General features: G+C 68.6%; 5 protein-coding genes. All 5 read right to left on the bottom strand.

The window, feature by feature from the left end:
• Nucleotides 1–6 precede the first annotated feature (6 nt).
• Nucleotides 7–834, bottom strand: a complete 828-nt coding sequence (locus PKH97_RS12835) for a hypothetical protein (protein WP_324387884.1) — start codon at nucleotides 832–834, stop codon at nucleotides 7–9.
• A gap of 135 nt (nucleotides 835–969) precedes the next feature.
• On the bottom strand, nucleotides 970–1,989 hold the full coding sequence (locus tag PKH97_RS12830) for a cell wall-binding repeat-containing protein (protein WP_324387882.1): 1,020 nt from the start codon (nucleotides 1,987–1,989) through the stop codon (nucleotides 970–972).
• Nucleotides 1,990–2,045: 56 nt separating this feature from the next.
• A complete protein-coding gene (locus tag PKH97_RS12825) occupies nucleotides 2,046–3,080 on the bottom strand; it encodes a cell wall-binding repeat-containing protein (RefSeq protein WP_324387881.1) in 1,035 nt (344 codons plus the stop codon).
• 108 nt (nucleotides 3,081–3,188) lie between these two features.
• A complete protein-coding gene (locus tag PKH97_RS12820) occupies nucleotides 3,189–3,899 on the bottom strand; it encodes a protein phosphatase 2C domain-containing protein (RefSeq protein ID WP_324387880.1) in 711 nt (236 codons plus the stop codon).
• A gap of 55 nt (nucleotides 3,900–3,954) precedes the next feature.
• A partial coding sequence (locus tag PKH97_RS12815; RefSeq protein ID WP_324387879.1) for a cell wall-binding repeat-containing protein occupies nucleotides 3,955–5,957 on the bottom strand: 2,003 nt, incomplete at its 5' end.

The raw sequence follows: 5,957 nt of genomic DNA, 5'->3' as shown, positions 1-5,957 counted from the left end.
TCAGCCTCAACAACGTCGGCGCCGTCGCCCAAGCCCGCGGCGACTGGGACCGCGCTTGGGAACTCCACGGCGAGGCGCTAACCCTGGCCCGGCAGGCGGTAGCTCTCGACCGATCGCAGCCGATGCGCGTCCTGCTGGCCTGGCTCGAGGCACATCCCCCAACACTCGAACAGGACCCGCCCATGTAGCGACGAATGTCGTGCAGAAGGTGCGGCAGAGCGCACCTTGTGCACGACACTCGCGCTCCCAGATCAGCCCAGGCCCGCGCACCTGACCGGACAGGGCACCGCCGGCGGTGTTGCCGGACCCGGTCGGGGCGACGACATTCATTGTGCAGTTGGCATTGCCGCCGATGGTGTTGGTCGAGACGTTGAGCACCTTGGCCACGGTGTTGCCCTTGATCAGCAGGCCGCCCATCACAGTGTTGTCACGCAGCCGGATCGCGGCCGAGGTGTTGCTCATGACCTCGATGTTGTTGCCGACCCGGTTGTCGAAGACACCGATCCGGTTGTGGTTGTTGTGCAGGATGATGTTGTTCTTGGTCGTCATCTGGCAGATGCCGATCGGCCCGCAGTTGTTCTGCAGGTTGATATTCCCGCCCGCATTCGGGCCGACCTTGTACCCGTCATTGCCGATGATGATCTCCTTCGCGGTGCGACGGAAATGGATCTGGCCCCACACATCGGTGTCGATGATGTGCACGCGCATCGCCTGCTGGCCGAAGACATTGCCCTTGATCATCGCGTCGGCAGTCATCAAGGTCGAGCCGATGCCGACCTTGACATTACCGTTGACCTGCGCCCCGTCCAGCGTGCAGGTCTCGCCGTCGGGCACGATGATCGCGGGGTAGGTCCCCGTCAGTAGCCAGGAATCTTAGGGCGTCCATGGGCAGCGAATCGCCGCTCGCGTGCTGCGCGAGCGGCGATTCGCCTGATGTGCCCGTGCCAGAACGTCGTTCCGGGCTCTGGCCTACTTGAGGTAGGTCGCGAGCTTTGCCTCGACATTGGTGGACACGCTGGCCGGGCCACCGAGCAGGACGATGTTCGTCGGTGCCAGGCGCTTGAGCTCCGAATCGACGGAGGCCGGGATCGCGTCGGTGTCGACGAGCAGGACCGGTCCCTTGTTCTTGCCGGCCACCGGGGCGCCGGACAGGGCGTCGGCAAAGACGCGGCCGGAGGCGACATACACGGTGTTGACGCCGGGAGCGTAGGCGTTCGAGGAGATCGTCGCCGACGTCGAGAAGCGATCGGGGCCGGCCCAGCGCGAGACGCCGCCGGTGGTGTAGCGGGTCAGGAAGGAGTAGGTGTCCTGGTCGATGGTGTTCTCGCCGCCGAGCACGACGATGCTCTTGGACTGCAGCCGCTCGAGCTCCTTCTTCACCACGCCGGGCACGCCGTCGTGCTCAATGAGAAGAACCGGTCCGGGCGTCTTGCCCGCCACCGGGGCGCCGGAGAGGGCGTCCGGGAAGACCTCGCCCGAGGCGACGAAGGTGACATCGGGGCCGGGCGCGAAGTTCAACTCCGAGATATTCGCCGACGCGGAGTAGCGCGTCTGGCCGGCGATGCGCGAGACCTCACCGGTGGTCAACGTGCGCAGCGTGTTCATGACCGCGCCGCTGACCGAGTTGGTGCCGCCGAGCACCACGATGTTCTTCGGCGCCAGGCGGGTCAACTCGGCGATGACCGAGTCCGGGACATAGTCCGGACGGGTCAACAGCACCGGGCCGCCGTCGCGCCCGGCGACCGGCGCACCGGAGAGCGCGTCGGTGAAGACCAGCCCCGACGTGACGTATGCCGTGGCCACCCCCGGCGCGTAGTTCGCCTTGGAGATATTGGCCGAGGCCTCGTAGCGGTCGGCACCCGCGATGCGGGTGACCATGCCGGCCGACTGGGAGGCGTCCGCGGTGCTCGCGAGGCTGGGGCCGGCGACGAGAGCGCCGACGACAGCCGCGGCAGCGAGCGCCGAGCGGCGCGTGGTCATAAGGGTCATGGACGGTTACTCCTTTTGCGAGGTGGCGACACCGGACGGTGCGCCGACGGTGAACGTCAGGACACGACGTAGTTGCCGAGTTCCGCTTCGAGCGAGGTGCTGATCGAGGCCGGACCGCCGAGGACGACGATCTTGTGCGGGCGCAACCGCAACAGCTCTGAACGGATCGAGCTGGGGATCGAGTCGGTGCCGACAAGCAGCATCGGGCCCTTGTTCTTGCCGGCCACCGGGGCGCCAGAGAGGGCATCGGCGAAGACCTGGCCATAGGCGACATAGGCCACCGAGACGCCGGGAGCGAAGGACTCCGCGGAGATCTGCGCCGACGCTTCGTAGCGGTCGGCACCGAACCAGCGCGGCACCCAGCTGCCGGTGAAGGTGGTCAGCTGGGCCAGCACGGCGTCGGACACCGAGTTCGGGCCACCGAGCACGACGATCCGCTTGGGGTTGAGGCGGTCCAGCTCGTCCTGGATCGACTGGGGAAGGTGATCGTCCGATGTCAGGAGCATCGGCGAGGACGCGATCCCGGCCACGGGTGCACCCGAGAGCGCATCGGCGAACACCTGACCCGAGGAGACGAAGGCGGTGTTGACGCCCGGGCTGAAGGAGGACTGGCTGATCTGCGCGGACGCGTCATACCGGTCGGCACCCATCCACCGCTCGACCGAACCGGAGGTGTAGGACTTCAGTTGGTTCTCGACCGCGTCGGAAATGGAGTTCGGGCCACCGAGCACGACGATCTTGCGCGGCGCGAGGCGGCTCAACTCCGCCGTGATCGCACTGGGGATCTCGGTCGAGCGGACGAGCAGCATCGGACCCCCGTCCCGCGCGGCCACGGGAGCACCGGACAGCGCGTCGGTGAAGATCGCCCCGGAGGCGACGAAGGCGACAGCCACGCCGGGCGCATAGCTCGCCTTGGAGATATTGGCCGACGCCTCATAGCGGTCGGCGCCCGAGAGTCGCTCGACGCCGGAGACCTTGGCCGGTGCGGCTCCCTGCACCGTCGCCGCAGAGCTCGTCATGGCCGGCACCAGCGCCACTGCCCCCATCGTCGCCAGGGCCAACGCTCCGCGACGCAAGACTGCAATACCCATCAGTTCTGACTCCTCGACCTTCTCGGCGCTGACCCTCAGCACACATCGCCCAGGGCAGGGTAACCAACTCCACTGATATCGGCACGTCCGGGGAGTACCAGTGAGCGGTCATGCGCCGCTGTCCTGCACTTCGAGGACGATCACGCTGACGTTGTCGTGGCCCCCGCCCGCGAGCGCGGCCTGGACCAGTGCGTCGGCTGCGTCCTGGGCATTCGCGGCCGTGTGCAGGATCCAGAACAGATCGTCCGGGGCGACGTCATCGGTCAATCCGTCCGAGCACAGCAGCACCCGGTCGCCGCTGGTCAGGTCGAGTCGTTCGTGATCGACATCGACCCCGGGGCGGGCACCGAGGCTGCGCGTGACGATGTGGCGCATGGGATGCACGGAGGCTTCGTCCGGCGCGAGCATGCCGAGCGTGACCATGTCCTGAACTTCGGTATGGTCGATCGTCACCTGCCGGAACTCGCCATCGTGCGCCAGCAGGACCCGCGAGTCGCCGACATTGAAGGCTACCCAGGTGCCGTCGGCAAGGGCGGCGACACCGGTCAGCGTCGTGCCCATCCCGCGCTGGCCGGGCAGCAGGCCCCCGTCCCACACCCGCCGATTGGCTTCCTCGATGGACGCGACGACATCGCCCGCCTCGAGCTCACGACCGGCTAGTGCACGCAGGGTGTCGATGGCCAGCGCACTGGCCACCTCGCCCGCAGCGTGCCCGCCCATCCCGTCGGCCACCGCGAAGATCGGGTAGGCCGCGAGCGAGGCGTCCTCGTTCTGCGCGCGCACCAACCCCACGTGGGTTGCCTGGCCGACCTCGATCACGAGTCGTAATCTCCCACATTGACCAGGTCACTGGCCAAGCCCCGAAGGCTCGCGGTCAGGGCAGAAAGCTCCCGAGGGCCGCGCGGACGTTCTCGCTGACCGTTGCGGGCCCGCCGAGGATGACGATCCGGTGCGGCTGCAGCCGGGCGATCTCGTTCTCCACAGTGCGCGGGAGTTCGAAGGTGTCGACCAAGAGAACCGGGCCCCGCGTCATACCGGCCACCGGCGCGCCCGGAAGGGCGTCGGAGAAGACGCGGCCCGAAGCGACATAGAGAACAGCAACGCCCGGGCCGTAATTCCCCGCCGAGATCTCCGCCGACGTGGCGAAGCGGTCGGGGCCGCTCCAGCGGACGACGGCGCCGGTGGTGAAGGTCTGCAGTTTGGTTAGCACATTGGGCGTGACCGTGGTCGGTCCACCCAGGACGACGATCCGTCCCGGCTTGAGTCGTGTCAGCTCGGCCTGGATCCGGGCCGGCACCGAACTGGAGTCGACGAGCAGGACCGGGCTGGCGTTCTTGCCGGCCACCGGGGCGCCGGAGAGGGCGTCGGTGTAGATCCGGCCGGAGGCGATGAAGGCGGTCGCGACACCGGGCGCGAAGGATTTCGCCGAGATCGCCGCGGACGTCTCGAAGCGGTCGAGGCCGCTCCACCGCTCCACGCCACCCGCGGTGTAGTCCTGCAGCTTGCTCAGCACCTCGTCGTTGACCGTCGCCGGGCCGCCCAGCACGACGATCTTGCCCGGGGTCAGCCGCCGCAACTCGGTCTGGACGGAGCCGGGGATCCGGTCGCTGGTCACCAGAAGGATCGGGCCCTTGTCCTTGCCGGCAACGGGGGCACCGGAGAGGGCATCCGCGTAGACGGCGCCGGAGGCGACATAGGCGACGGGCACGCCGGGGGAGAAGGACTTCACCGAGATCGCGGCCGAGGTGGCATACCGGTCAGCGCCACTCCACCGCTCGACCTTGTTCAGGCCGGGGAAGTCGACGCGGATGGAGGCGCCCGACGAGGTCGTGCTGACGACCTCGAGCCGCAGCAGGTTGCCGGGGCTGGCCCAGCTTTCCCCGGCCTCCATGCCGGGGTGGCGCTCGCGCGTGGACACGGGAGCGTCGGGGTGGAAGTCCAGGACCGTGGTGTTCCAGGGGGTGTCGCTGTCCAGGTCTTGATAGCGCACGATCACGCCGCCGCCGGGGTCGGTGCGCACGATCCCGATCGGGTCGGTCCAGGTGGCGTCATCGATCCAGCTGTCCAGGCCGGCGACGGTGCGGTATTCGACGGTGTAGCGATGCCGCCCGAGGGTGACCGCGAAACCGCGCTGCCCGGTGTACGAGGTCAGCGGCCGGATGAAGGGGTATTGGGATTGGCCCGGGATCAGTTCCGGGAAGTCCGCGTCGCCGAACACGCCGAGCCGTCGCAGGTTCGCGGCCGACGGCATGCCCACCGCGCCATAGGGCGCGGCCCCCATCAGGTCCCACGGGTCGCCGCCGATCTGCTCCTTGCAGTAGCCGGATTGCGGGACCGGGTTGGAGTGTTGCGCGTCGTCCCAGCAATCCATCGAGTTGGCCATCCCCAGCCCCGCGTTGCTACCGATGCCGAAGCCGAGGGTCGCCGGCGTCATGGCCGTGGGACCGTTGAAGAAGGCGACGCCGTCGCCGTAGGTCGAGAGGCCGCGCTGGGCCAGCGTCCCGAACTGGCAGGCGCTCGTCGGCGCGAAGACGATCTCCAGGTGCTGATTGCCCCCGGTCGGCGCGGGCACCACCGCGCGAACCTGTCGTTCGATGGCGGCCACATCGCAGGTCGATTGCTCCGTCGCGGTCAAGGTGATCGCCGTCCACGGCTTCACGGGTCCCAGGGATGCGGTGATTCGCGATGCCGTGGCCGCCCGCAAGTAGCTGCTCGTATCGCGCACGGTCGTGCCCAGGGCGGCCGCGTCCAGCGGCGCGGGGGCGCTGCCACTCCAGTAGACCGGGACGACGGTCAGCGTGTGATTGCCGAGGGCGGACCGGCCGGCCGCGCCCCCCGCTTTGACCGCGTCGGCGCCCGGCGCCGGGACCTGCATCA

This window comes from Nostocoides sp., assembly GCF_035343835.1.
GTDB lineage: Bacteria > Actinomycetota > Actinomycetes > Actinomycetales > Dermatophilaceae > Nostocoides_A > Nostocoides_A vanveenii.
This window is presented reverse-complemented; position numbering and strand designations above follow the sequence as displayed.